26 protein-coding genes and 1 pseudogene are annotated in these 24,317 nt (G+C 72.6%); 14 read left to right on the plus strand and 13 right to left on the minus strand.

What is annotated here, in order from left to right; genetic code table 11:
* Positions 1-70: 70 nt before the first annotated feature.
* Together ACH54P_RS44815 and ACH54P_RS44820 are read left to right on the plus strand one after the other, a co-directional pair.
* The gene (locus ACH54P_RS44815; RefSeq protein ID WP_489909371.1) at positions 71-922 is read left to right on the plus strand and encodes a helix-turn-helix domain-containing protein; all 852 of its coding nucleotides are present in this window, start codon (positions 71-73) and stop codon (positions 920-922) included.
* On the plus strand, positions 919-1,698 hold the full coding sequence (locus ACH54P_RS44820) for an SDR family NAD(P)-dependent oxidoreductase (RefSeq protein WP_489909372.1): 780 nt from the start codon (positions 919-921) through the stop codon (positions 1,696-1,698). Before ACH54P_RS44815 ends, ACH54P_RS44820 begins: the two co-directional genes overlap by 4 nt.
* Before the next feature lie 7 nt (positions 1,699-1,705).
* On the opposite strand, the gene ACH54P_RS44825 is transcribed toward ACH54P_RS44820, so the two are convergent.
* The 4 genes and pseudogenes from ACH54P_RS44825 to mgrA form a co-directional block, all read right to left on the minus strand.
* Positions 1,706-1,984 carry a cyclic-phosphate processing receiver domain-containing protein gene (locus ACH54P_RS44825; protein ID WP_489909373.1) on the minus strand — a complete coding sequence of 93 codons (279 nt, stop codon included), beginning with the start codon at positions 1,982-1,984 and terminating at the stop codon, positions 1,706-1,708.
* Positions 1,981-2,853: pseudogene (locus ACH54P_RS44830) on the minus strand (TIGR03564 family F420-dependent LLM class oxidoreductase); the annotation flags it as partial. The gene ACH54P_RS44825 and the pseudogene ACH54P_RS44830, both read right to left, overlap by 4 nt.
* A gap of 13 nt (positions 2,854-2,866) precedes the next feature.
* Positions 2,867-3,532, minus strand: a complete 666-nt coding sequence (locus tag ACH54P_RS44835; RefSeq protein WP_489909374.1) for a TetR/AcrR family transcriptional regulator — start codon at positions 3,530-3,532, stop codon at positions 2,867-2,869.
* Between the two features lie 141 nt (positions 3,533-3,673).
* On the minus strand, positions 3,674-4,702 hold the full coding sequence (mgrA, locus tag ACH54P_RS44840; RefSeq protein WP_489909375.1) for an L-glyceraldehyde 3-phosphate reductase: 1,029 nt from the start codon (positions 4,700-4,702) through the stop codon (positions 3,674-3,676).
* A 63-nt stretch (positions 4,703-4,765) separates the two neighbouring features.
* Here mgrA and ACH54P_RS44845 point away from each other — a divergent pair, with 63 nt between their 5' ends.
* Together ACH54P_RS44845 and ACH54P_RS44850 are read left to right on the plus strand one after the other, a co-directional pair.
* Positions 4,766-5,647 (plus strand): AAA family ATPase, encoded by an 882-nt coding sequence (locus ACH54P_RS44845; RefSeq protein ID WP_489909376.1) that lies wholly within the window; start codon positions 4,766-4,768, stop codon positions 5,645-5,647.
* The gene (locus tag ACH54P_RS44850) at positions 5,644-7,011 is read left to right on the plus strand and encodes a vWA domain-containing protein (RefSeq protein WP_489909377.1); all 1,368 of its coding nucleotides are present in this window, start codon (positions 5,644-5,646) and stop codon (positions 7,009-7,011) included. Before ACH54P_RS44845 ends, ACH54P_RS44850 begins: the two co-directional genes overlap by 4 nt.
* On the opposite strand, the gene add is transcribed toward ACH54P_RS44850, so the two are convergent.
* Positions 6,989-7,963 carry an adenosine deaminase gene (gene add, locus ACH54P_RS44855; RefSeq protein ID WP_489909378.1) on the minus strand — a complete coding sequence of 325 codons (975 nt, stop codon included), beginning with the start codon at positions 7,961-7,963 and terminating at the stop codon, positions 6,989-6,991. The genes ACH54P_RS44850 and add overlap by 23 nt on opposite strands.
* Positions 7,964-8,138: 175 nt before the next feature.
* On the opposite strand from add, the gene ACH54P_RS44860 reads away from it, so the two are divergent.
* Positions 8,139-8,354 carry an antitoxin gene (locus tag ACH54P_RS44860; RefSeq protein WP_489909379.1) on the plus strand — a complete coding sequence of 72 codons (216 nt, stop codon included), beginning with the start codon at positions 8,139-8,141 and terminating at the stop codon, positions 8,352-8,354.
* A 1-nt stretch (position 8,355) separates the two neighbouring features.
* Here the strand turns inward: ACH54P_RS44860 and recQ are convergent, their stop codons facing one another.
* Positions 8,356-10,197, minus strand: a complete 1,842-nt coding sequence (recQ, locus tag ACH54P_RS44865; protein WP_489909380.1) for a DNA helicase RecQ — start codon at positions 10,195-10,197, stop codon at positions 8,356-8,358.
* A gap of 69 nt (positions 10,198-10,266) precedes the next feature.
* On the opposite strand from recQ, the gene ACH54P_RS44870 reads away from it, so the two are divergent.
* Complete coding sequence (locus ACH54P_RS44870; RefSeq protein WP_489909381.1) at positions 10,267-10,695, plus strand: DUF6314 family protein; 429 nt, start codon at positions 10,267-10,269, stop codon at positions 10,693-10,695.
* Here ACH54P_RS44870 and ACH54P_RS44875 read toward each other — a convergent pair.
* On the minus strand, positions 10,692-11,438 hold the full coding sequence (locus ACH54P_RS44875; RefSeq protein ID WP_489909382.1) for an SDR family oxidoreductase: 747 nt from the start codon (positions 11,436-11,438) through the stop codon (positions 10,692-10,694). The two genes, ACH54P_RS44870 and ACH54P_RS44875, sit on opposite strands and share 4 nt — an antisense overlap.
* Positions 11,439-11,700: 262 nt before the next feature.
* On the opposite strand from ACH54P_RS44875, the gene ACH54P_RS44880 reads away from it, so the two are divergent.
* The 3 genes from ACH54P_RS44880 (at position 11,701) to ACH54P_RS44890 (ending at position 13,558) form a co-directional block, all read left to right on the plus strand.
* Positions 11,701-12,423, plus strand: a complete 723-nt coding sequence (locus ACH54P_RS44880) for a hypothetical protein (RefSeq protein ID WP_489909383.1) — start codon at positions 11,701-11,703, stop codon at positions 12,421-12,423.
* A 2-nt stretch (positions 12,424-12,425) separates the two neighbouring features.
* A complete protein-coding gene (locus ACH54P_RS44885; RefSeq protein ID WP_489909384.1) occupies positions 12,426-12,977 on the plus strand; it encodes a hypothetical protein in 552 nt (183 codons plus the stop codon).
* 71 nt (positions 12,978-13,048) lie between these two features.
* A complete protein-coding gene (locus tag ACH54P_RS44890) occupies positions 13,049-13,558 on the plus strand; it encodes a mycothiol transferase (RefSeq protein ID WP_489909385.1) in 510 nt (169 codons plus the stop codon).
* Between the two features lies 1 nt (position 13,559).
* On the opposite strand, the gene soxR is transcribed toward ACH54P_RS44890, so the two are convergent.
* Positions 13,560-14,042 carry a redox-sensitive transcriptional activator SoxR gene (gene soxR / locus ACH54P_RS44895; RefSeq protein ID WP_489909386.1) on the minus strand — a complete coding sequence of 161 codons (483 nt, stop codon included), beginning with the start codon at positions 14,040-14,042 and terminating at the stop codon, positions 13,560-13,562.
* A 98-nt stretch (positions 14,043-14,140) separates the two neighbouring features.
* Between soxR and ACH54P_RS44900 the strand changes: the two genes are divergently transcribed.
* Positions 14,141-14,731 carry an NADPH-dependent FMN reductase gene (locus ACH54P_RS44900; protein WP_489909387.1) on the plus strand — a complete coding sequence of 197 codons (591 nt, stop codon included), beginning with the start codon at positions 14,141-14,143 and terminating at the stop codon, positions 14,729-14,731.
* Positions 14,732-14,776: 45 nt separating this feature from the next.
* Here the strand turns inward: ACH54P_RS44900 and ACH54P_RS44905 are convergent, their stop codons facing one another.
* The 3 genes from ACH54P_RS44905 to ACH54P_RS44915 form a co-directional block, all read right to left on the minus strand.
* Positions 14,777-15,262, minus strand: a complete 486-nt coding sequence (locus ACH54P_RS44905; protein WP_489909388.1) for a hypothetical protein — start codon at positions 15,260-15,262, stop codon at positions 14,777-14,779.
* On the minus strand, positions 15,259-16,593 hold the full coding sequence (locus tag ACH54P_RS44910; RefSeq protein WP_489917001.1) for an ATP-binding protein: 1,335 nt from the start codon (positions 16,591-16,593) through the stop codon (positions 15,259-15,261). Before ACH54P_RS44910 ends, ACH54P_RS44905 begins: the two co-directional genes overlap by 4 nt.
* 65 nt (positions 16,594-16,658) lie before the next feature.
* Positions 16,659-17,348, minus strand: coding sequence for a response regulator (locus ACH54P_RS44915; RefSeq protein ID WP_489909390.1), 690 nt, complete (start codon positions 17,346-17,348; stop codon positions 16,659-16,661).
* Positions 17,349-17,458: 110 nt separating this feature from the next.
* On the opposite strand from ACH54P_RS44915, the gene ACH54P_RS44920 reads away from it, so the two are divergent.
* Both ACH54P_RS44920 and ACH54P_RS44925 read left to right on the plus strand, forming a co-directional pair.
* Positions 17,459-18,370, plus strand: coding sequence for a phosphatase PAP2 family protein (locus ACH54P_RS44920; RefSeq protein WP_489909391.1), 912 nt, complete (start codon positions 17,459-17,461; stop codon positions 18,368-18,370).
* A 226-nt stretch (positions 18,371-18,596) separates the two neighbouring features.
* Positions 18,597-19,982: a pyridoxal phosphate-dependent decarboxylase family protein gene (locus ACH54P_RS44925; RefSeq protein WP_489909393.1), complete on the plus strand. Its 1,386-nt coding sequence runs from the start codon at positions 18,597-18,599 to the stop codon at positions 19,980-19,982.
* On the opposite strand, the gene ACH54P_RS44930 is transcribed toward ACH54P_RS44925, so the two are convergent.
* The gene (locus ACH54P_RS44930; RefSeq protein ID WP_489909394.1) at positions 19,979-21,649 is read right to left on the minus strand and encodes a thiamine pyrophosphate-dependent enzyme; all 1,671 of its coding nucleotides are present in this window, start codon (positions 21,647-21,649) and stop codon (positions 19,979-19,981) included. The two genes, ACH54P_RS44925 and ACH54P_RS44930, sit on opposite strands and share 4 nt — an antisense overlap.
* Positions 21,650-21,663: 14 nt before the next feature.
* Between ACH54P_RS44930 and ACH54P_RS44935 the strand changes: the two genes are divergently transcribed.
* A complete protein-coding gene (locus tag ACH54P_RS44935) occupies positions 21,664-22,326 on the plus strand; it encodes a GntR family transcriptional regulator (protein ID WP_489909395.1) in 663 nt (220 codons plus the stop codon).
* A 32-nt stretch (positions 22,327-22,358) separates the two neighbouring features.
* The gene (locus ACH54P_RS44940) at positions 22,359-23,198 is read left to right on the plus strand and encodes an alpha/beta fold hydrolase (RefSeq protein ID WP_489909396.1); all 840 of its coding nucleotides are present in this window, start codon (positions 22,359-22,361) and stop codon (positions 23,196-23,198) included.
* On the opposite strand, the gene ACH54P_RS44945 is transcribed toward ACH54P_RS44940, so the two are convergent.
* On the minus strand, positions 23,172-24,182 hold the full coding sequence (locus tag ACH54P_RS44945; protein WP_489909397.1) for a pirin family protein: 1,011 nt from the start codon (positions 24,180-24,182) through the stop codon (positions 23,172-23,174). The two genes, ACH54P_RS44940 and ACH54P_RS44945, sit on opposite strands and share 27 nt — an antisense overlap.
* Positions 24,183-24,317 lie beyond the last annotated feature (135 nt).

Raw genomic sequence — 24,317 nt, forward strand, 5'->3', positions numbered from 1 at the left:
GGGTGTCCCCGGCGTTCCTGGGGGTGACAGGACCAGGCGCGCGCGGCGGGCGCTGATTACCGTGGTCGGCGTGACCGGCGAACCGAACCTCCTGGGCGACCTCCTCCGCGCCCGCCGTGAACTCCTCACCCCCGAGCAGGCGGGCATCCCGGCCGCCGGGCCGCGGCGGGTGCCGGGCCTGCGGCGGGAAGAGGTCGCGATGCTGGCCGGGATCAGCGCCGACTACTACCTGCGCCTGGAGCAGGGGAGGGACCGCAACCCGTCGAGGCAGGTCCTCGAGTCCCTGGCCCGGGTGCTGCAGCTCGACGACGACACGACGGCGTACCTGATCGGCCTCGCCGAAGACCGGCCCGCACGCCGCCGGCGGCGTCCCCGGAAGGAGACCGTCCCGGCGAGCACCGTCAAGTTCCTGGCGGCGCTGTCCCTGCCCGCGTTCGTCGAAGGGCGTTATCTCGACGTGCTGGCGGCCAACCCGCTCGCCGCGGCGATCTCACCGCGGCTCGTCCCGGGCGCCAACCGCCTGCGGGACGTGTTCCTCGATCCGGCCGAGCGGGCGCTCTTCCCGGACTGGGACCTCGCCACGCGGGCGCTGGTCGCCGGCTTCCGGCAGTCCGTCGGCACCGCGATCGACGACCCCCGGTTCATCGAACTCGTCGGGGAGCTTTCCCTGGCGAGCCCGCGGTTCCGTGAACTGTGGGCGCGTCACGACGTCGAGAACCGCCGGGGCGCGACCGTGCGGTTCGACCACCCGCTGGTCGGCGAGCTGGTCCTGAACCGGGAGAAGCTCCTCGTCAGCGAGGCGCCGGGCCTCGTGCTCGCCGTCTACCACCCCGATCCCGGCACGGACGCCGCGGACAAGCTGGCCCTCCTCGGCTCCGCCGCCGCTCCCACCCGATCCGAACAGAAGGAACACCACGCATGAGCAAGCTCGCACTCGTCACCGGCGCCACCTCCGGCATCGGCCGGGCGTTCGCCGAACGCCTGGCCGCGGACGGCCACGACCTGGTGCTCGTCGGCCGGCGCCAGGACCGGCTCGACGAGTTCGCCGCCGCCTGCACCGACGTCAAGGTCCACACCGTGGCCGCGGATCTGTCCACCGACGAAGGCATCGACGCCGTGGCGGAGATCGCCGCCGCCGAGCCGCTCGACCTGCTGGTGAACAACGCCGGTGTCGCGCACTACATGCCACTGGCCGACCTGCCCGCGGACAAGGCCCGCGAGCTGGTCAAGGTCAAGGTGCTCGCGCCCACCCTGCTCGCCCGCGCCGCCGTCGGGGGCATGCAGGAGCGCGGCCGGGGCGCCATCGTCAACGTCGCCGGCATGATCGCGTTCAGCGGTCCGGCGCCGCATTCGGTGATGCCCCGCCGCGCCGTCTACGCCGGGAGCCTCGCGCACCTGGTCGCCCTGTCCCAGACGCTCAGCGCCGAGCTCGAAGGCACCGGCGTCCGGGTCCAGGTCGTGTGCCCCGGCGTCGTCGCCACGGAGTTCCACGAGCGGCAGGGCATGGACCTGAGCGCGATCCCCCGGATGAGCGCGGCCGACGTCGTGACCGCCTCGCTGCGCGGGTTGGAGCTCGGGGAGGTCGTCTGCGCTCCCGGCGTCGAAGACGCGAGTCTCCTGGAGGCGGTCTTCCGGGCCGACCTGGCGGCGTTCGGGGGCCAGAGCCCGGAACTCGCGACGCGCTACCGGACCGCCTGAGCCCGGCTCAGCGGCGGACGCCGGGGCCGTAGCGCTCGGCCATCCCGGTCAGCCAGTCGCGGCCGACCGGGTTCGCCGTGTGGACGCGCACCTCCGCCGGCCAGCGGTCGTGTTCGCACAGCCAGAGCACGACCGGGCGGGTCGTGTCGTCGCCGCCGAGGTCGTGGTCCAGGGAGATCGCGGCGAACTCGCCGTCACGCAGGAGCGCGATCGCGGCCGCGCTCGACTTCGCCCACGTCCAGCCGGGCGGGGCCGGGCGCAGGTCGTCCACCCAGAGACGGCTCACGAGGCCAGCAGCTCGCGCGTGCGGGACTGCTCCTCCGGTGACCCGAACGGCATCACCAGCAGTTCGGTCGCGCCCGCGTCTTCGAGGGACTTCACCTGGCGGCGCACGGTTTCCTCGTCGCCGACGATCGCGGTGCCGGAAACCCGCTCGTGGCCCTCGCGGTCGAGGATCGCCCGGTACGCCGGGATGTTGCCCGCCCCGCCGTACAGCTCCTCGATCCGCTTCCGTGCTTCGTCCACTTCGGACGTCACGCAGATCAGCTGGCCGGAGACGATCCGCCGGTCCGCGCCGAGCGCCGGCACCACGAACTCGCCGATCGCCCGCGGGCCGGCCCAGGTCGTGATCACGCCGTCGGCGAGTTCGCCGGCCAGGCGCGTCGACTGCGGGCTCACCGACCCGACCAGCACCGCGGGCGGCTCGGTCCCGGGCGCGTCCACCGCGCCCGCGGCCGTCAGCGACTCGCCGTGGACGTCCGCCTTTTCCCCGCGCAGCAACGGGTTCAGCGCCTGCAGGTACTCGCGCAGGTGGCGGATCGGGCGGTCGTAGGAGTAGCCGAACTCGCCCTCGACGATGAACTTGTGGCTCAGCCCGACGCCGAGGTGGACCGGCACCCCGGCCGCCGCCTGGACCGTCAAAGCCTGCGCCGCCATGGTGATCGGGTGCCGCGAGTACGTCGGCACGACGCACGTGCCCAGCCCGACGCCGGGGGCGGCCGCGGCGAGCGCGGGCAGCGCCGTGAGCGCGTCCCAGCCGCCGCGCTGCGCCACCCACAGCGTGCCGTAGCCGAGCTTCGCCGCTTCGCGGGCTTGTGCCGTGACGGCGTCGAAGCCGACGCCGAGTTCGTCGATCAGGATTCCGGTGCGCACGGGCCCTCCAGGGTTTTCAGTAGGCGCGTTCGAGCTGTTTGCGGTCGAGCGCGACGGCTTCGGTGAACAGCGCCAGCGCCCGGGGTGCCACGGCGCGCAGCTGCCTCGTCGACACGGCGAGCGGCTCGAAGGCGTGCGCGACCGTGTCGGCGATCAGGGCGGGCTCGGGCGGGGGAGTGCGGCCGAGGAAGCCGAGCAGCACGGCCTGGAAGGCGACGACGAGCTCGCGGACCGGCCGGTCGGTGCGGAGCAGGTCGTTGGCGGCCAGCAGTTCCAGGTACTCGACGAAGGCTTCCCCGTGGCGGGGGTCGAGTTTGCCGTGCAGCTTCGGCAGCAGCTTGCCGAGTGTCTCGGTGTCGTCGGCGTACCCGGCCCGGAGCAGCGGACGCGAAAGCACGTTGGCGTACTGGATCTCCGTCAGGCGCGAAAGCCGCACGCTGAGCGGGTCGGCCGTGATCGTGGCGACGAGGTCTTCGAGCACCCCGACCGACTCGCGGAGCAGGACGGCGAGGAACAGCTCCTCGCGGTTCTTCCAGTGCAGGTAGACGGTTCCCTTCCCGACGTCCGCCCGCACGGCGACGTCCTCGATCGTCGTCCGCCGGTAGCCGGCGCGCAGGAGCAGCTCGGCGGCCGCGTCGAGGATGCGCTCGGCCCGTTCGGCCCGGTCTTCGGCGGGAGGCATGCGCCCATCGTATGACCAAATGCGAAATTTGGTCAAACGTCAGCCGAGCGGGCGGCGACGGCGACCCGGCCGAAATGTCGGTACCTGCCGGTAGAGTCGAAGACGGGGGGCGCCCCCGCGGGCACCCCCCGTCAGGTGGGCTCAGGAGTCGGACGAACGCTTCCAGAGGTTGATGTCCGCGTCGGTCGCGTGGCCGTCGATCTCCGTCAGCTCCTCCGAGGAGAACTCCAGGTTGCCCAGCGCGCCGGCGTTGTCCTCCAGCTGCCGGACGCTGCTCGCGCCGATCAGCACCGACGTCACGCGGCTGTCGCGCAGCGCCCAGGCCAGCGCCAGCTGCGCCAGCGACTGGCCGCGGCGGGCGGCGATGTCGTTGAGCGCGCGGACCCGGCCCAGCCGGTTTTCGTCGAGGGTGCCCGGGTCGAGGGACTTGCCCTGAGCCGCCCGCGAATCCGCCGGGACGCCCTTCAGGTACTTGTCCGTCAGCAGCCCCTGCGCGAGCGGCGAGAACGCGATGCAGCCCGCGCCCGCCTCTTCGAGGGTGTCGAGGAGGCCGTCCTCCTCGATCCAGCGGTTCAGCATCGAGTACGACGGCTGGTGGATCAGCAGCGGCGTGCCGAGCTCCCGCAGCAGCCGCGCGGCCTCGGCGGTGCGCTCCGAGCTGTACGACGAGATCCCGACATAGAGCGCTTTCCCGGCGCGGACGGCGCTGTCGAGCGCCCCGACGGTCTCCTCCAGCGGCGTCTCGGGGTCGAACCGGTGGGAGTAGAAGATGTCGACGTAGTCCAGGCCCATCCGGCCGAGCGACTGGTCCAAGGAGGACAGCAGGTACTTGCGGGAGCCCCACTCGCCGTACGGGCCGGGCCACATGTCGTAGCCCGCCTTGGTGGAGATCACCAGCTCGTCGCGGTACGGCTTGAAGTCGGTGGCCAGCAGCCGGCCGAAGTTCTCCTCGGCCGAGCCGTAGGGCGGGCCGTAGTTGTTGGCCAGGTCGAAGTGCGTGATGCCGAGGTCGAAGGCGCGGCGGGTGATCGCGCGCTGGGTTTCCAGGGGGCGGTCGTGGCCGAAGTTGTGCCACAGCCCGAGCGAGATCGCCGGCAGTTTGAGCCCGGAACGCCCGCAGCGCCGGTAGGGGATCGAGTCGTATCGGCCGGAAGCCGCAACGTAGGTCACACGGCCGATGCTAGCCCGCGCGTCGGGTACCCTCCTGGTGAGCGACCGCTTAGGAGGTCAGTGGTGGGCACCGGATTCTTCACCTCCGTCGACGACGTGTCGGCCAAACTGGCCGGGGCGGGCTACCTGGCGTCCACGGCCGTGGCGACCACCGTGTTCCTGGCCGACCGGCTCGGCAAGCCGCTCCTGGTCGAGGGCCCCGCCGGCGTCGGCAAGACCGAGCTGGCCAAGGCCGTCGCCGAGGTCAGCGGCTCGCGGCTGGTGCGCCTGCAGTGCTACGAGGGCATCGACGAGGCCCGCGCGCTGTACGAGTGGAACCACGCGAAGCAGCTGCTGCGGATCACCGCCGGCCGCGACGAGACGTGGGAGGAGGCCCGCACGGACATCTTCGGCGAGGAGTTCCTGCTGCGCCGTCCGCTGCTCACGGCGATCTCCTCGGCCGAGCCGACCGTGCTGCTGATCGACGAGACCGACAAGGCCGACATGGAGGTCGAGGGCCTGCTGCTGGAGGTGCTCGGTGACTTCCAGGTGACCGTGCCCGAGCTGGGCACGATCACCGCCACGCGCGCGCCGTTCGCCGTGCTGACGTCCAACGCGACGCGCGAGCTGTCCGAGGCCCTGCGCCGCCGGTGCCTGTTCCTGCACATCGACTTCCCGGACGAGGACCTCGAACGCGACATCGTCCGGCTCAAGGTCCCCGGCATCGACGCCGCCCTCGCCGACTCGGTGGTCCGGGTGATCGCCGCGCTGCGCGCGATGGACCTGCGGAAGCTGCCGTCGGTCGCGGAGACCATCGACTGGGCGCGCACCCTGCTCGCGCTCGGCGCGTCCACGCTGGACGACCAGGTCGTGCGCGAGAGCCTCGGCGTCGTGCTCAAGCACCAGGACGACATCGCCAAGGCGGGCGCCGGGCTCAAGCTCGAACAGGTCCTGGACGCGTCGTGACCGGCGGCGTGCCGGAGCGGCTGGCGTCGTTCGTCCGGGCACTGCGGGTCCAGGGCATCCCGGCGGGTCCCGCCGAGACGGTCGACGCCGCGGCCGCGCTGGAAGTCCTCGGCATGGACGACCGGTCGCTGGTCCGCGAGGGACTGGCGGCGGCGCTGGTCCGCCGCGGCGGGCAGCGCGCGGTGTTCGACGCCGCCTTCGACCTGTACTTCCCGGCCGGGATCGGCGCGCCCGAGCGGGCCCGCGAGGACCGTCCGGAGACCCTGGAGGAGCTCCGCGAGGAGCTGGCCGCGGCGCTGGCCGACGGTGACCAGCAGGCCCTGTCCCAGCTGGCCGGGCTCGCCGTCGACATGCTGGGCCAGTACGGCTCGGCGTCCGGACCCGGTGGGGGCTTCTCCGCCCACCAGACCCTGGAACGGCTCCAGCCGCAGACCCTGATCGCGCGGGTGCTGGCCGCGGTGCGCGGCGGCGGCGCCCGCGGCGAGTTCACCGACCGGCTCGACCGCGACGAGATCCGCCGCCGCGTCGAAGGCTTCCGCGGCCAGGTCCGCACCGAGGCGCGGCGCCGCGCGGCCGAGGTCCGCGGCCGCGAGCGCGTCGCCAAGCACGCCATCGCCCCTTCACCCGACCGGGTCGACTTCCTCATCGCCAGCCGCAACCAGCTCGCCGAGCTGCGGCGGACGATCCAGCCGCTGTCCCGCAAGCTGGCGACGCGCCTGGCCGCGCGGCGCCGCCGGATGACGCGGGGCCAGATCGACCTGCGCCGCACGCTGCGGCGGTCCCTGACGACCGGCGGCGTGCCGCTGCGGCCCGCCTATCGCCGCCGGCGGCCCGGACGGCCGGAAATCGTGCTCCTGTGCGACCTGTCCGGGTCCGTGGCGGGGTTCGCGAACTTCACGATGCTGCTGGTGCAGGCGCTGCGCGACCAGTTCAGCAAGATCCGTGTGTTCGCCTTCGTCGACAGCACCGACGAGGTCACCCACCTGGTCACCACCGGCGTGGCCGACCCCGAGCACCTGGGCGCGCGCATGCTGTCCGAAGCGGCCCTGGTGCGCTGGGACGGCCACAGCGACTACGGCGGCTCGCTGCGCCAGTTCACGGCGAACTGGCTCGACGCGGTCGGCCCGCGCACCTCGGTCCTCATCCTCGGCGACGCCCGCACCAACGGCGGCGATCCGAACCTCGACGCCGTCCGCGAGATCAAGGCCCGCGCCCGGCACGTCTACTGGCTGAACCCGGAGCGCCGGTCGCTGTGGTCCACCGGGGACTCGGCGGCGCTGGAGTACGCCGAGGTCGTGGAGATGCACGAGTGCCGCACGGTGCACCAGCTCGGCGCGCTGGTCACCCGCCTGCTGCCGGTGTGAGCCAGGCGTCGATGTCCTCGAGGATCGTTTCCTTCGTCGCTTCGGGCGCGAAGGACGCCGTGACACTCGCCCGCGCGAAGTCCGCCATCGTGGCGTCGTCGTAGCCGAAGGCCTGCTGCACGCGGCGGTATTCCTCGGCGAGGTTCGCGCCGGTGACCGACGGGACGTCGGTGTTGAGCGTGACGGTCAGCCCGGCTTCCACGAGCCGGGGGAGCGGGTGCTCGGGCAGCGAGCGCACGAGCCCCAGCGTCACGTTCGAGGACGGGCACACCTCCAGGGCCAGCCCCCGCTCCCGTACTTCGGTCACCAGTGAGGGGTTGTCGAGGACGCGGATGCCGTGGCCGAGCCGTTCGGTGTAGCCCACTTCGAGGGCTTCGCGGATGCTGGCGGGTCCGGCGTCCTCGCCGGTGTGGTGAAGGAGGTGAATCCCGGCCGCACGGGCCTTCTCGAAGAGCGTCGCGAACGGACGCAGTGAGTGGTTTTCCTCGCCCGCCATGCCGATCGCGAAGACTTCGTCGTACTTCAGCGCGAGGTCGAGGGTGCGCTCGGCCCGTTCGACCGACCGGCGCCGCGAGTGGTCGAGCAGCAGCCGCCACTCCAGGCCCTCGCTCTGCGACAGTCCTTTGAGGACGGATTCCAGAGGCATTTCGAGGTCGCCCAGGCGTTCTCCGTGCGATGCCGCGGTGAAGGTGACCTCGGCGTAGCGCGTGCCTTGGGCGGCTTCGTCCTCGCAGTACTCGCGGGCGATGCGTTCGAAGTCTTCCGGACGCCGGAGGCAGGACCGGATGAGCGCGTTGTAGTCGGCGAAGGCGCGGAAGCCGTCGAACACCGGGGGCCCGTCCGGGACGTCGACGCCGTTCGCCTCGCCGAGCTCGCGGAGCGTGTCCGGGCGGATCGTGCTCTCCAGGTGGACGTGCAGGTGGGCCTTCGGGAGGGCGGCCAGATCGCGCATGATCGCGAGCCTAGGACCGCGCGGCGGGGCTCCGCGCGCCATTTTCCGGCCGGGTCCCGCGGCCGGGCTCGGCGGGCCCTGAGGTTTTGGGCCTCGTCACACGGGGAACCTCCGGGTGGTTCGTCCGCGTTGTCAGGATGACCGGAACCGATGAGGGAGGGCCACCGTGCCTTTGATGAAGAAGCTGACCATGCTGGCCGGCGCAGCCGGCGCGGCCCGTGCCTACGCGAAGAAGAACCCCGAAAAGGTGAACCAGGTCGTCGGCAAGGCCGCGAAGTTCGTCGATGACAAGACCAAGGGCAAGTACCGCCAGCAGATCGCGGGAGCGGTCCGCAAGGTCAACACGGTTACCGGGCAGCAGCCGGGTCAGCCGCGCCCGACCGGCCGGTAGCTCACTCGGCGGTCAGCACCTCGAGGACGCCCTCGCCGTACTTGGCGAGCTTGTTCTCGCCGACTCCGCTGACCGTACCCAGATCGGCCAGCGACGACGGCCGTTGCGTGGCGATCTGGCGCAGGGTCGCGTCGTGGAAGATGACGTAAGCGGGCACGCCCTGCTCCTTCGCGACGCCGGCCCGCCAGGCACGCAGACGTTCGAACAGCGGGGCCGCCTCCGCGGGCATGTCCGCCGCGGGGGCGGCCTTCCTGGCGCTGCGGACCTTCGCCGCCGCGGCCCGCTCGGGCTCGCGGCGCAGCATCACCTGGCGGTCACCGCCCAGCACCTCCGCGCTGCTTTCGGTGAGCACGAGCGAGCCGTAGTCGCCCTCGACGGCGAGCAGGCCCTGGGCGAGCAGCTGCCGCACCACCGCGCGCCACTCCGGCTCGCGCAGCTCGGTGCCGATGCCGAACGTCTTCAGCGTGTCGTGCTGGAACTGCGTGACCTTGGGCGTGGACTTGCCGAGCAGGATGTCGATGACCTGGCCGGCGCCGAACTTCTGGCGCCGCTCGTTGCGCAGCCGCACGATCGTCGACAGCAGCTTCTGCGCCGGGATCGTGCCGTCGAACTTCTCCGGCGGGTTCAGGCACGTGTCGCAGTTGCCGCAGGGCTCGCCCTTCTGCCCGAAGTAGTTGAGGATCTGCACGCGCCGGCATTCCACCGTCTCGCACAGCGCGAGCATCGCGTTCAGGTGCGCGCCCAGCCGCCGCCGGTGCGCCTCGTCGCCCTCGGACGTGTCGATCATCTTGCGTTGCTGGACGACGTCCTGCAGCCCGTACGCGAGCCAGGCGGTGGACGGCAGGCCGTCGCGGCCCGCCCGGCCGGTCTCCTGGTAGTAGCCCTCGACCGACTTCGGCAGGTCGAGGTGGGCGACGAACCGGACGTCCGGTTTGTCGATGCCCATCCCGAACGCGATCGTCGCGACCACGATCAGGCCGTCCTCCCGCAGGAACCGCGACTGGTGCTTCGCGCGGGTGCGCGCGTCCAGCCCCGCGTGGTACGGCACCGCCGGGATCCCGTTCTGCACCAGGAACTCCGCGGTCTTCTCGACCGAGTTCCGGGACAGGCAGTAGACGATCCCGGCGTCCCCCTGGTGCTCGGTGCGCAGCAGTTCCAGCAGCTGCCGCTGCGGCGAGTTCTTGCCGACGATCCGGTACTGGATGTTCGGCCGGTCGAAGCTCGCGACGAAGTGCCGGGCCTCGTCGAGGCGCAGCCGCGCGGAGATCTCCTTGTGCGTGGCCTCGGTCGCGGTGGCGGTCAGCGCGATCCGCGGCACGTCCGGCCAGCGTTCGTGCAGCGCCGAGAGCTGGAGGTAGTCGGGCCGGAAGTCGTGGCCCCACTGGGCGACGCAGTGCGCTTCGTCGATCGCGAACAGCGAGATCTTGCCGCGGTCGAGCAGCCGCACGGTGGATTCGACCGAAAGCCGTTCCGGTGCCAGGTAGAGCAGGTCGAGCTCGCCGGACAGGAACGCCGACTCCACCTCCTGCCGGGCCGCGTAGTCCTGCGTGGAGTTGAGGAAACCGGCGCGGACGCCGGCGTTGCGCAGCGCGTCCACCTGGTCCTGCATCAGCGCGATCAAGGGTGAAACCACCACGCCGACGCCGGGCCGCACGAGCGCGGGAATCTGGTAGCACAACGACTTCCCGCCGCCGGTGGGCATCAGCACGAGCGCGTCGCCGCCGGCGATCACGTGCTCGACGATGGCCGCCTGGTCGCCGCGGAAGCTGTCGTAGCCGAACACCCGCCGGAGGGTCTCCAGCGCGTCGGACGCGGTCGGCGTTGCGAGCTCGGTCTCTGCCACCCGCCCGACTATAGAGCGGGGGTCCGACAGTTCCGGGCCGCCCCGCCGCCGGGTGGCAGACTGGGGCCCATGGCGTCCTTCCCCGTGCCCGACCTCGCCGCGTATTTCGGCGGCGAGTGGCGGCTGGACCGGGAAATCCGCACCGCGGACGGCGACCCGGCGGGCGAGGTCACCGGCACCGCCACGTTCACCGAAGCCGACGGCGTCCTCGTCTACCACGAGGAGGGTGAGCTGCGGCTCGGCGGCTACACGGGGCCGGTCACGCGGACCCTGCACTACCGCCCGGCGGGCCCCGGCCGCGCGTCGGTGCACTTCGACCACGGCGGGTTCTTCCACGACCTCGACCTGCGCGAAGGCCGCTGGACGGCGGACCACCCCTGCCGCGCCGACTTCTACCGCGGCGAGTACCGCGTCGCCGGCGCCGCGCACTGGCAGCAGCGGTGGGCGGTGCGCGGACCGGCGAAGGACCACGTCATCGTCAGCCGGTTCACCCGTTAGACGATGCCGCCGTTGGCGCGCAGCACCTGGCCGTTCACCCAGCGGGCCGGGCCGGCGAGGAACGCCACGACCTCGGCGATGTCCCCGGGCCGCCCGAGCCGCTCGAGCGGCGGCTGCTTGGCCATCCGGGCGATGGTCTCCTCGTCCTTGCCATCGAGGAACAGCGCGGTCGCGGTCGGGCCGGGCGCGACGGTGTTCACGGTGATGTCGCGGCCGCGCAGCTCGCGCGCCAGGATCATGGTGATCGCCTCGACCGCGCCCTTCGTCGCGTTGTACACGCCGTAGCCGGGCAGGTTCAGCCCGAGCACCGAGGTCGAGGTCGTGATCACGGCGCCACCCTCGCGCACCCGCCGCGCGGCCTGCTGGGCCACCGCGAACGTGCCGCGGATGTTGGTGCGGTGCACGCGGTCGAGGACCTCGAAGTCGGTGTCCGCGATCGGCGTCGGCGCGTTCATCACGCCGGCCAGGTGGGCGACGACGTCCACGCCGCCGTAGGTGCGCTCCGCGGTGTCGAACAGCTCCGCGACGGCGGCCGGCTCGGCCACGTCGGCGCGGACGGCGATCGCCCGGCCACCGCGCTCGGTGATGGCGTCGACGGTGGCGTTCGCTTCCTTCTCGTTGCCGGCGTAGTTGACGACGACCGCCATGCCGTCGGCGGCCAGGCGCTCGGCGACCTGGCGGCCGATGCCGCGGGAGCCGCCGGTGACGATCGCGACGCGGGGTTCGGTGGTGGTGGTGCTCATCGGTGCCTTCTTCCGGGTCGGGCGGCGTCGGTATCGCCGCTTCCGTCTTTCTGTTATCGACGATACCACTCGGATGGTAACGGCGCTAGTCTTGAGTTGTTATCGTCGTTACACACCCGTGCGGGGCGCGGGCATCCGGCCGTACCGACGCCGCCGGTCGGCCGAATCGCGAGGCCCAGAGCTCGTCCGCCGTTTTCGGAGCGTGAGATCCGGGAACACCGGACGCATCGGGGGGCTCGACATCCTTGAAGGAGAATGTGCGATGCCCACATGGCTGATCGTCTTGATCGTCGTCGTGGCCGTCGCGGTGCTCGGCGCCGTGATCTGGCTCGTGACGCAGGAGATGCAACGGAAACGGCTGCGGCAGCGGTTCGGTCCCGAGTATGACCGGACGGTCGAGGAGAAGGACAGCCCTCGTGCTGCGCAGCGCGAACTCGCCGAGCGGGAACGCCGGCACAAGGAGCTCGACATCCGCCCGCTTTCGGCGTCGGCGCGTGAGCGCTACGCCCGGGAATGGGCACAGGTGCAGGAAAACTTCGTCGACCAGCCGTCCACCGCGGTCGCCGAGGCCGACCGGGTCCTGGTCGCGCTGATGGCCGAACGCGGGTACCCGACCGAAGGGTACGAGCAGCAGGTGGCCGACCTTTCCGTGCGGCACGCGAAGACCCTGGAGCACTACCGCGCCGCACACGCGACGCAGCAGAAGCGTGACGGAGTGTCCACTGAGGATCTCCGGGACGCGATGGTGCACTACCGCACCGTGTTCGAGGACCTGCTGACCGACGGTGACGACGACCAGCGCCCCGACCACGACCACGGCCATCACGAGCGCCGGAACGGGCACGACCACAACGGGCACGACCGCGACCGCGCGGACCGTCGTGACACCGACCGCCGGGCCGCGGACCGCCGCGACACCGACCGACAAGACACCGAGCGCCAGGCGTCCGCGCAGCCGCGGACCGAATGGAACGGAGGACGCTGACCATGACCGAGCACCTGACGAGGCATGACACCGACCACGACGACGACTTCACCGACCGTGACGACGTCCGGGAGCAGAGCGATCTGCGCGACGACAACGCTCCCGAGGTCCCCGGTCAGGACCGGGCCGGCTTCCGCGAGCCGGGCACCGACGAGGGCACCGGCACCGACCAGAACCTGAGCACCGCCGATCTGGCTTCGGCTTCGGCGCGGCCGGACACGTCCGACGCGTCGGACTCTTCCCGCGTGGGCAACGACCGCCCGGGTGCCGACGACAGCGGCGACCAGACGCCGGCGCTCATCGACGAGGAGAAGGTCACCGGCTTCCGGGACCGCTGGCAGAACGTCCAGACCGGCTTCGTCGACGACCCGAAGCAGGCCGTCCGGCAAGCCGACGAACTGGTCGCGGCCGTGATCAGCGCGCTGGCCACCACGTTCGCCGAGCACAAGAGCGATCTGGAAGCCCAGTGGCAGCAGGGTGAGCCGGCCACCGAGGAGCTGCGGATCGCGCTGCGGCGCTACCGCTCGTTCTTCGACCAGCTGCTGCCGCGCTAGCGGACACCGTTTGCCGGCGGGCATGATCGGGTAGCACGCCGGTGAACGGCGTCAGCAACGGGAGGCAGCCGATGAACGTGGCCGATCTGCTCGTCGACGGGTTCAGCCGGGTCCAGGGCACGGTGCACGCGGCGGTGGAAGGACTCACCGCCGAGCAGCTCCGGACCCGGCTGGACGACGAGGCCAACTCGATCGCCTGGCTGGTGTGGCACCTGACCCGTGTCCAGGACGACCACGTCGCCGACGTGGCCGGGACCGAGCAGGTGTGGACCGGCCAGGACTGGCTTTCGCGGTTCGGTCTCCCGTTCCCGGCGGGCGACACCGGCTACGGCCACCGCCCGGCCGACGTCGAGGCGGTCCGGGTGGCCAAGCCGGACCTGCTCACCGGCTACTACGACGCGGTGCACGAGCAGACCGTCCGGTTCGTCACCGGCCTCGACGGCGCGGCGCTCGACCGGATCGTCGACGAGGCGTGGGACCCGCCGGTGTCGCTGGGCGTGCGGCTCGTCAGCGTCCTCGACGACGACATCCAGCACGCCGGGCAGGCGATGTTCGTCCGCGGCGTGCTGGAGCGCCGGTGACTCAGCAGCCTTCGTAGCCGTCGCCGCGGTGGTCGGCGAGCCGCTGCGGACCCGGGCCGTCGGCGCCGAGCCGGTCGCCCGGGTTGGCGAGCCGGCACTTGGCCAGTGACATGCACCCGCAGCCGATGCAGTCGTCGAGCTGGTCGCGCAGCTGTTCCATCTGGCGGATCCGCGCGTTCAGGTCCTCCTGCCAGCAGCGGGAGATCCGGGCCCAGTCGGCGCGGGTGGGGGTGCGGTCGTCGGGCAGCAGGGCGAGCACTTCCCGGATCGTCGACAGCGGCATGCCGATCCGCTGGGACATCCGGATGAAGGTCACCCGCCGCAGCGCGTCGCGGCAGTAGCGGCGCTGGTTGCCCGCGGTCCGCCGGCTGCGGATGAGGCCTTCGTCTTCGTAGAACCGCAGGGCCGACGCGGGCACCCCGCTGCGCCGGGAGAGTTCGCCGACCGTCAGGTCGGGCAGGGTCCGGGCCGTGGCGTTCACCATGCCGCCCAGCCAACCACAGCCGCACGCTTGACTTCAAGCGAACTTGAGGTCTCATCCTGGCACGGACGGCAACAACGCCGCTGTGCCAAGGAGGAAACGTGTCGGAAGCTCCCGTGCGGGTCGCGGTGATCGTGGGCAGTGTCCGGGAAGGACGGTTCGGTCCGGTGGTGGCGGACTGGCTGGCCGGCGTCGCGGGCGAGCACGGCGCGTTCGAGGTCGAGATCGTCGACCTCGCCGAGCCCGACCTGCCGCTGGCGATGCCGGCGTTCGGCGCCGCCCCGGCCGCGACGGTCGTCGCCGAGGTCGGGAAGGTGACCCCGCGGCTCGAAGCCGCCGACGCGTTCGTCGTGGTCACCCCGGAGTACAACCACAGCTACCCGGCATCGCTGAAGAACGCGATCGACTGGCACCGGACGGAATGGGCGGCCAAGCCGGTCGCGTTCGTGTCGTACGGCGGGATTTCGGGCGGCCTGCGCGCGGTAGAGCACCTGCGGGCGGTCTTCGCCGAGCTCCACGCGGTCACCATCCGCGAGACGGTCAGCTTCCACGGCGCCCACGCGCGGTTCGGCCCCGACGGCCGGCCGACGGACGAGGGCGCGGCCGTCGCGGCGAAGGCGATGCTCGACCAGCTGGGCTGGTGGGCCCGGTCGCTGGCGGAGGCCAAGCTGGTCCGGCCCTACCCCGGCTGAGGCTCCTGCGGCTGCCGGGCCTTGGTCCTTTGTGGACGAACTCGCTCAGGCCTGGCAGGTCTGGTACGGCAGCTGGATGTCCGTCCCGGAGAGGGCGATGGTGCCGTCGATGGAATAGCGGCCCTCGGCCGCGAAAGCCGCGAACGCGGTGCACACCAGCTGGTTGATCCCGGCGCCCGTGATCGGTCTCAGGGGGAACGAGAAGTTGATCGACCCCGGCGAGCCGGGGGCCAGGGTGATCGTGCCGGTCCGGCGCGGGAGCGCCGTCGTGTAGCCGTCCGCCGCCTCGGCGGCGGACGGCCCGTCCAGCAGCCTCGTCAGCGCCGACTCGACGGTCACCTCGCCGTTGGCCGGCCGCGCCACCGGCGCCACCCGGTTGCCGATGAGGAAGTAGAGGATCACGTCGGCGCCGTGCCCGTTGCTCGCCGGGCCGCGCAACGTCGGCGCCGGCCCGGCCTCGATCACCGGCGTCGGCTTGACCCCGCACGCGCTCACCAGCAGCAGTACCGCCAGGGCCAGGAGCTTCTTCACCACGCCTCCCGGGGCAGCCGCAGCTCGAACCGGGCGCCGGTGCCGGTGTTGGCCGCGACGATGTCGCCGCCGTGCAGCCGCGCGTTCTCGCGCGCGATGGACAGGCCGAGCCCGCTGCCCTCGGACCGCGCGCGTGCCGTGTCGGCCTTGGCGAAGCGGTCGAAGACCCGCGGCAGCACGTCCTCGGGGATGCCCGGCCCGTGGTCGATGACCGTGAGCACGACGTCACCGCGGTCGTGCCGCAGCGTCACCTCGACCGGCGGCGCGCCGTGGCGCAGGGCGTTGCCGACCAGGTTCGCCACGACGATGTCCAGCCGCCGCCGGTCGAGCCGGGCCGTGATCCCGGACGGCAGGTCGGCGACCAGGTCGGCGCCGGGTTCCCAGCCCCGCGCGGCGAAGCTTTCGGTGACCGCCGCGGCGACGTCCAGCTCCTCCCGGCGCAGCTCCGCGCGCCCGGCGTCGAACCGGGAGATCTCGATCAGGTCCTGCACCAGCCGGGTCAGCCGCCGCGTCTCGGCCGACACCAGCCGCGCCGCGACCGCGGTGTCCGGCGGCAGCTGACCGGCGTCTTCGTCGAGGACGTCGGTGACGGCGTTCATCGCCGCCAGCGGCGTGCGCAGCTCGTGCGAGACGTCGGCGACGAACCGCCGCGCGTCGGCCTCCATCGCGCGCAGCGTGCCCACCGTGCGCTCCAGCTCCGCCGCGGTGTTGTTGAACGTCGTGACCAGCTGCGCGAGCTCGTCGGAGCCCTTCACCCGCAATCGCACGTCGAGCCGTCCCCGGCCGAGCTGGCTCGCCGCGGTGTTCAGCGCGCGCACCGGCCGCAGCACCTGCCGCGCCGCGAGCAGCGCGAGCCCCACGGCGAACGGCAGGGCGAGCGCGGCGGTCTGCCAGGCCGTCCGGGCCAGGTCGTCGATCGCGGCCTGCTCCTGGTCCAGGGACACCACCGCGTAGACCTCGAGGCCGCTCGGCTCGTTGCCCGTCTGCACCGGGATCCCGACGAAGAACAGGGGGAACCCCCGGACGTCGACCCGCTGGAACTGGATGTTCGTGCTGGTGGCCACGGCGTGGCGCAGGTCGGCGGGCACGTCGTCCACCGACATGCCCGAAGTCGAGTGCAGGTCGTGGTAGACGACGAGGGCGGAGCTGGGCTTGAGCGTCGCCGCGAACGAGTCGATCGTGGCCTGCGACGGCGGCAGCGACACGGTCGGCAGGTACGCGACGATCTGGTCGCGCAGCTTCAGCATCGTCTGGTCCTGGATGCCCTTCAGGATGGCGTTGCGCGCGGAGACGTAGCTCGCGCCGGCCGCGGCGGTGGCGCCGAGGATCATGATGACCGCGAAGGCGGCGACCAGCCGGGGTCTCAGCCCGGCGAGCCACGACAGGATCCGCTGGTTCACGACCGGCCGAACCGGTAGCCGAACCCGCGGACCGTCTGCACGTACTCCGGTTTCGCCGGCACGTCCTCGATCTTCGCCCGCAGCCGCTGCACGCACGCGTCGACGAGCCGGGAGTCGCCGAGGTAGTCGTGGTCCCACACGGCGGAGAGGATCTGCTGCCGGCTGTACACCTGCCCGGGCGTGCGCGAGAGCTCCAGCAGCAGTTTCAGCTCGGTCGGGGTCAGGGACACCGGGGTGCCGCGCTTGGTCACCTCGAGCGCGGCCCGGTCGATCACCAGGTCGCCGTGCCGTTCCTCGGGCTGGGACGGTTCGGTGGGCCGCTCGCCGACCGCCCGGCGCAGCACGGCCCGGATCCGCGCGTCCAGGACGCGGGGCTCGACCGGCTTGGCGACGTAGTCGTCCGCGCCCGCTTCCAGCCCGGCCACGACGTCGAAGTCGTCACTGCGCGCGGTGAGCATGATGATCGGGACCGGGCCGGACGCCCGCATCCGGCGGCAGGTCTCGAAGCCGTCCATGCCGGGCAGCATCAGGTCGAGCACGACGATGTCGGGCCGGTGGTGCACGAGCACCTCGATGCCGAGCTCGCCCGATTCCGCGGTGTGCACCACGTGTCCCTGCCGGCGCAGGGCCAGTTGCAGGCCTTCTCGCACCGCCGCGTCGTCTTCCACCACCAGTACCTCGGCCACGGCGCCATTATTCGGAAAAGCGCACGTCGTCGCGACCCGGGCGGATCTTGTAGCAAAACCATGACATCGCGCTGACGCGATCTCGAAATGCCGTCGCCAGACTCGGAGACATGGCAGTGATCTTCTTCGAGGCGCCACCCGCCACCCCGTCGGCCGGCACCACCCGCCACGCGCTCGTGACCCGGGCCGCGTCCCGCACGGCCGTGCTCGCCGCGAGCGCGGCCGGGTTCACCCTCGCCTTCGTCGCGGCCTACTTGCTCTTCGTCCGCACCGAGGCCGGCCGCGGCGTCGAGAACGGCGTCGTCCGCAGCGCCCAGACCGCGGGGCCCACCGTCGACTGGGCGGCCCCGCTGCGGGAAACCGATCTGGTGGTCCTGCTCGGCGCGGTCGCGGTGCTGATCATGGTGATCTCCCTGGTGCGGCGCCGGTTCGCCCTCGGCGTGATGGCCTTGCTCCTGCTCGCCGCGCCCCTGGTGGTGGCGCAGTTGCTCAAGCTCTACGTGCTGGACCGCCCGAGCACCGGCGACCGGTTCGGCGTCGCGAGCCACAACAGCTTCCCGAGCGGGCACGTCAGCGCGGCGATGGCCGTGCTGGTGTCGCTCGCGATCGTTTTGCCCCGCCGGTTCCGCCTGCCGGCCATGGTGGCCGGCGGAATCGGGGTGGCCTGGGTCTCGGCCGCGGCCGTGGCACTGGGCTGGCACCGGTTGAGCGACACCGTCGGCGGCTGTCTTTTGGTCGCCGCGGTCACCTGCGCCGGGGCGGCGGTGGTGTCCGCCCGCCGCCCCGACGGTGACCGGGTGCCGCTGCTGCCGGTCCTGGGTGGCCTGCTGGCACCGGCGGCGTTGGTGCTGGTCGGCTTCGCGGTCCTGGGCACGGCGACGTCCGGTGCAGCCCAGTTCGTCGCCGCGATGGTGCTGGCCGCGCTGTCGTCGATGGCGGTGGTGCTGCTGCTCACGGGGCCGCTGCGCCGGGTGACGTTCGACCCGGCCGAGGGACGGGTCCGCAGGCTTCGCCGCCAGTGACCGCTGTGGCAGGCGTGTGGCGATGGTCGGCTGGCGTGCCGGGCCGTCGGGTCGCGTGATTGGAACGGCATCTCGCGTGATTGCGCGGGCATCACCTGTGATCGAAGGGGCATCACTTGTGATTGGTGGGGCATCAGCGTGAGCTGGGGCGAAACGGGAGGGGAGCGGGCCAGTTTCGGGGGATTGGACCGCGACAGCGGTCCTTTCCGCGCCTAGCGTCGGGGAGATGCACCCGAGGCTCGCCGAAGACCTGAACTCCCTGCCCGATCTCCTCGACGCCGCAAGGAAACTCGCCGGCGAAGCGCTCGCCGGGCTGCCCGAACGGGCCGCCGCCGTTCCGCCCGCCGCCGCGGCCGTGGCGCCGCTGCCGGTCGACGGCATCGGGGGCCGGGCCGCGCTGGAGGAGTTCGCGCAGCGCTGGGAGCCCGGTTTCGCGGGCAGCGCGGGACCCCGTTACCTCGGATTCGTGACCGGCGGCGCGACCCCGGCCTCGCTGGCCGGGGACTGGCTCACCGCGACCTACGACCAGAACCCCGCCAGCGGGATGGACTCCTCGGCCCAGGACCTGGAACGCGAGACCGTCGGCTGGCTGGCCGAGCTGTTCGGGCTCGGCCCGGAGTTCTCCGGCGCGTTCGTCACCGGGGCCACGATGTCCACCGTGACCGGACTGGCCATCGCGCGCGAATGGCTCGGCGAGCGGGCCGGCGTGACGGTTTCCGACGAAGGCGCCGCCGCGCTCGGCCCGGTCACCGTCCTGTCCGGCTCGCCGCACTCGAGCATCTTCAAGGCGTTGTCGTTCCTTGGGATGGGCCGTTCCTCGCTGCGGAGGGTTCCGGTGCTTCCGGGGCGCGAAGCCGTCGACGTCGCGAAGCTCGCCGAGGCGCTCGAAACGCTCGACGGCCCGGCCGTCGTCGTCGCGAACGCGGGCACGGTCAACACCGTCGACTTCGACGACCTGCGCGCGATCGCCGCGCTCAAGCACCAGTACGACTTCTGGCTGCACGTCGACGCCGCGTTCGGCGGGTTCGCCGCGCTCGCCCCGGAGCACGCGGCGCTGACCGCGGGTCTCGACCAGGCCGACTCCGTGGTCATCGACCTGCACAAGTGGCTCAACGTGCCCTACGACTCGGCCGTCCAGTTCACCCGGCGCCGCGACCTGCAGCTGCGGGTGTTCAGCAACAACGCGGCCTACCTCGGCGAAATCGGCGACACCCCGGACTTCCTGCACCTCACGCCGGAGAACTCCCGCCGCCTGCGCGCCCTCCCGGCCTGGTTCTCGCTGGTGGCCTACGGCCGCGAAGGGCACCGCGAGATCGTCGAGCGCTGCGTCGCGCTCGCCCGCGACCTGGGTGCGCGGATCGACGGCTCGCCCCGCTGGCAACTGCTCGCGCCGGTACGGCTCAACGTCGTCTGCTTCACCCCGGCCGGTGAGGTGACCCAGGACCGGATCGACGCCCTCGTCCGCGCCATCGCCGAGGACGGGACCACGTTCCTCACGCCGACCGTGTACGACGGCCGCCCCGCGCTGCGGGCCGCGTTCAGCAACTGGCGGACGACCGCGGCCGACGTCGAGCGGATCTTCGCCGCGCTGGAGCGCGTGACCGCCGGTTAGCTGCGGTCCGACTTCGGCATCAGGTACTTCCAGGGCGACGCGCCGGCACCCAGGTCGCACGGCACGTGCACCAGCGCCGGCCGGCCCGCGGCGAACGCCTTGTCCAGCGCGCCGCGCAGGTCGTCCGGGGTGCGCGCGGTCAGGCCGAGCGCGCCGAACGTCTCGGCGAGCCGCGCGAAGTCCGGGTTCCGCAGCCGGCCGCCCAGCGCCCGGCCCTCGAACAGCCGCTCCTGGTCGAGGTGGACGTTGCCGTAGTAGCCGTTGTCGAACACGACCGCCACCACGTTCAGTCCGTATTGGACGGCCGTCGCCAGCTCCTGCGCGGCGAACATGAAGCCGCCGTCCCCGGCCACCGAAACCACCGGACGGCCGGGGAAGGCCGCCTGCACGCCGAGCGCCGTCGGGTAGCCGAAGCCGAGCGTGCCCTGGTGGCCGCAGGTGACGAAGGTGCGCGGGGAGTGGACCTCGAACCCGAAGTAGGACGCGAACCCGACCTGGCAGATCTCTTCGACGAAGAAGCCGTCACGGGGCAGGACGTCCCGGATCGCCCGCAGGTACTCCAGTTCCGGCCCGACGTCGCCGACCCGCTCGGCCACCGCAACCTTCAGGGCCGTGAACTCCGCGGTCCGGTCCGTCCGTTGTGGACCGAGGGCTGCGGTCAACGCGGCCGTGGCGTCGGCGGAGTCGGCGACGATCGCGATGTCCGCCTCCAGCCGGGTCGCCTGCCGCGGGTCGATGTCGAGCAGGATCGTCTTCAGGCCCGCGGGCTTGTCCGGCCAGCGGAACCAGGACAGCTCCATCCGCGAGCCGATGCCCACCACGACGTCCGTCTCGGCCCACCGCTCGAAGCCGGAGACGCAGGTGAAGCCGAGCGGGTGGTCGTCGCCGACGACGCCGCGCCCGCCGCGGAACGGCACCACCGGCGCCTGCAGCCGTTCGGCCAGCGCGCGGACTTCGGCGGCGGCGTGCCGGGCGCCGCCGCCCACCATGATCATCGGGTTCTTCGCGCCGGCCAGCAGGTCCGCGGCCTTCTCGACGGCGACCGGGTCGACGGCCGGACGTGGCAACGGCAGCGGGCCGGCGGCTTCGGCCGGGGCGCGCAGCCCCAGCACGTCCCACGGCACCGCCAGCGAAACCGGCCGCGGCCGCCCGCCCGCCGCCTCCCGGAACGCGGTCGCCAGCGCGTCCGGGACCTCGGCCGGGTGCTCGACCAGCGCCGACCACTTGGTCATCGTCCGCAGGGTCGCCAGCTGGTCGGGCATCTCGTGCAGGTGCCCGAGCCCGCGGCCGAGGTACGCGCGCGGGATCTCGCTCGTCAGGCACACGACCGGTGCGCTCGCCCCGTGCGCCGAGAGCAGCGCGGCCGACGAGTTGAGGACCCCCGGGCCCGGCACCACCGTGTAGACGCCGGGGCGCCCGGTCGCCTGGGCGTACCCGAACGCCATGTAGGCGACGGTCTGCTCGTGCCGGGCGCCGATCACACGGATCTCGTCGCCGGCCCGGGCGAGGCTGTCGAACAGGTCGTAGGTCTGCACGCCGGGCAGGCCGAAGACGGTGTCGACGCCGTGGGCCCGCAGCCCGTCGACGATCAGGTCGGCCGCGGTCGGGGCGGGCTGGGGAATCGGCATCGGCGCGGCCTCCTGGGCGTCGTCCGTCGGCAGGACCATATACGGTTTCCTACATGATCAGCGCGTCCTCGGGAAGACCGGTCACGAAGTCCCAGCTGGCCTACGAGACGATCAAAGCCAGGATCCTCGACGGCCGCTACGGGCCCGGCTACCGGCTGGTGCTCGACCAGATCGGCCGCGAGCTCGACGTCAGCGCGGTGCCCGTCCGCGAGGCCCTGCGCCGGCTGGAGGCCGAGGAGCTGATCCAGTTCGAGCGGAACGTCGGCGCCCGGGTGGTGGCGATCGACCCCACCGCGTACCGGCACGCGATGGAGACCGTGGCGATCGTCGAGGGCGCGGCGACCGGCCTCGCCGCGCCGCTGCTCACGCCGGAGGCACTGGCGCGGGCCCGCGGGCTCAACGACCGGATGCGCCGCAGCCTCGCCGAGTTCGACCCGCTCGCGTTCACCGCGCTGAACGCCGAGTTCCACGAGGTGCTGTTCGGCGCCTGCCCGAACCCGAACCTGGTCGACCTGGTGCAACGCTGCTGGACCCGGCTGGCCGCGGTCCGCGACAGCACGTTCTCGTCCGTCCCGGGGCGCGCACCGGCGTCGGTCGAGGAGCACGACCGGCTGCTCGACCTGATCGAGGGCGGGGGAACACCGGACGAGGTCGAGCGGTTCGCCCGCGGGCACCGGCTGGCGACGCTGGAGGCCTACCTTGCCCGGGAGCGGTGACAGGGGTGCCCGTCCCTGAGAAGGTCGGGAGCATGCCGATCTTTTCCGCGCCGGACGGGACCGGGCTCGCCTTCCGCCGGTCCGGCTCCGGTGCCGAGGCACCGGTGGTGTGCCTGCCCGGTGGCCCGATGCGGGCCGGTGCCTACCTCGGAGATCTCGGCGGGCTCAGCGCGCGCCTGGTCGTGCTGGACCTGCGGGGCACCGGTGACTCCGAGGAACCCGGCGACCCCGGGACCTACCGGTGCGACCGCCAGGTCGAGGACGTCGAGGCGCTGCGCAAGCACCTCGGCCTCGAACGGTTCGACCTGCTCGGGCACTCGGCCGGGGCGAGCCTGGCCGTCCTCTACGCCGCGCGGTATCCCGGACGGCTGCGGCGGCTCGCGCTCGTCGCGCCGAGCCCGCGGGCCGTCGGTTTGCAGCTGCCCGTCGCCGACCGGCGGCGGATCATGGCGCGACGGGCCGGTGAGCCCTGGTTCGCCGACGCCGCCGCGGCTTACGAGGCGATCGCCGCCCGGGCGGCGACCAGCGTCGACTGGGCCACCGTCGCGCCGGTGTACTACGGCCGCTGGGACGACGCCGCCCGGCGGCACCAGGCCACCGAGGCCGGCCAGCGCAACGGCGCCGCCGCGCGGGTCTACAACTCCGAGGGCGCCTTCGAACCCGAGGTCACCCGGGCCGCCCTCGGCGCCGTCGACGCTCCGGTGCTGGTGCTGGCCGGTGAGCTGGACTGGATCGCCAGCCCCGCCGTCGCCGTCGAGTTCGCCGCGCTCTTCCCGGACGGGCGGGCCGTCGCCCTGCCCGGCGCCGCGCACTACCCCTGGCTGGATGACGCCGCCGCGTTCGGGTCAGCCGTGGCGGGCTTCCTGACCTGACGCCGGGTTGCGGCGCGGTTTGATGCGCACCGCCGGGAGCTCCGGGGCCGGGAGCCGCTGCGGGGTGCCCGTGTAGCCGGTGACGCTGCCGAACTGGTCCGACTCCGCCTGCCAGGCTTCGCGGAACTCCGCGATCTCTTCGTGGGTGCGGCCGACGAAGTTCCACCACATCAGGATCTCTTCGTCGAACGGGGTGCCGCCCAGCAGGAGGAACCGCGCCGGTCCGGCGCCCCGGTTGCTGAGCGTCAGGGAGCGCACGCCGACGCCGAGGTAGCCCAGCTCCGTCGCGCGGACGCGGGTGCCCGCCACGACGACGTCGCCCGTGTCGACCAGGACGCCGTGCTCGAACCGGGGGTCCACGCCGAGGGACATGTGGGCGTCCGGGCCCAGCACGATCTCCGCGCCCAGCAGCGGGCTGAACGTCGGGATCGGGGAGGTGCGCCCGGCCAACGAGCCGAGGAACACCCGGATCTCGGCGCCTTCGATCCGGTTCACGGAGGGCACGTAGTGGTCGAAGGCGCGGCCCGTGTGCCGGTGCCGCTCCGGCAGCGCCACCCAGAGCTGGACGCCGTGCAGGGTCTTCGCCGCCGCGGTCGAGACCTCCGAGTGGCAGATGCCGTGCCCGCCGGTCATCAGGTTCAGCTCGCCCGGCCGGACCATCGCGTGCGTGCCCAGGCTGTCGCGGTGCTCGATCTCGCCGTCGAACAGCCAGCTCACCGTCTGGAGGCCGGTGTGCGGGTGGGGCGCGACGTCCATCGCGCCCGGTGCCGTGACCTCGTCCGGGCCGTAGTGGTCGGCGAAGCACCAGGCGCCGATCAGCGACCGGGCCCGCTGGGGGAGCGTCCGCCGGACCCGCATCGCCCGCGGACCGCCCAGCGGCACCTCGCGCGCGGCGAGGACCTCGACGGCCGGCCGATCGGGGTCGGCGGCCGTCGGCCGGTCGCCACAGGCGAGCTCGGCGGGGGCGGCCTCGGTGTTGCTCATGTCCGCCACGGTAGTCGCGATCCCGGGCGGGGCCGGGACCGGCGGTTGGGCCGGGTGCCGGAACCTGCGCTCGGGCCGGGGCCGGCGGACTGGTGTCTGCCGCGACGATCGTCCGGGTCCGGGATGTCGCCGGGT

The organism is Amycolatopsis sp. N2S4-7 (genome assembly GCF_058119595.1).